Origin of the sequence: Bacillus sp. VT 712, assembly GCF_001614195.1 — a bacterium.
In the GTDB taxonomy this organism is placed as follows: domain Bacteria; phylum Bacillota; class Bacilli; order Bacillales; family Bacillaceae_H; genus Priestia; species Priestia flexa.
Map to the genome: position 1 here is coordinate 1 of NZ_LWBK01000109.1, position 536 is coordinate 536.

General features: G+C 42.7%; 1 rRNA gene. It reads left to right on the top strand.

From position 1 onward, the window contains the following. A 16S ribosomal RNA gene (locus A2U94_RS20220) occupies window positions 1-180 on the top strand; the annotation flags it as partial. Window positions 181-536: the final 356 nt, after the last annotated feature.

Genomic DNA, 536 nt, shown 5'->3' on the forward strand with positions numbered 1-536 from the left:
TGCCGCGGTGAATACGTTCCCGGGCCTTGTACACACCGCCCGTCACACCACGAGAGTTTGTAACACCCGAAGTCGGTGGGGTAACCTTTATGGAGCCAGCCGCCTAAGGTGGGACAGATGATTGGGGTGAAGTCGTAACAAGGTAGCCGTATCGGAAGGTGCGGCTGGATCACCTCCTTTCTAAGGATTTTTACATGAAAAGCGAAGGCGATTGTTTAGTCATGAAAAGCGTTGGAGCTTTTGACAGGGGAACCGTTATTTGGTTTCGTTGACAAAAGTGAAACGATCGAATGACTAGGAGCCGTAGCTAGACAAGACGTACGTTTTGAAGCTTTGTTCAGTTTTGAGAGTTCAATCTCTCATTTAATAGAAAGTACATCACTTTCTTCTTATTAGATAAGAAGAATTTTGAGTGCGATTGTTCTTTGAAAACTAGATAACAGTAATAGCTGAGGAAAAGTGAAACTTTTCTTTAATCAAACCAATAAATAACGCAACGCAAGTTGCACCATTTATTCGCTAATGGTTAAGTTAGA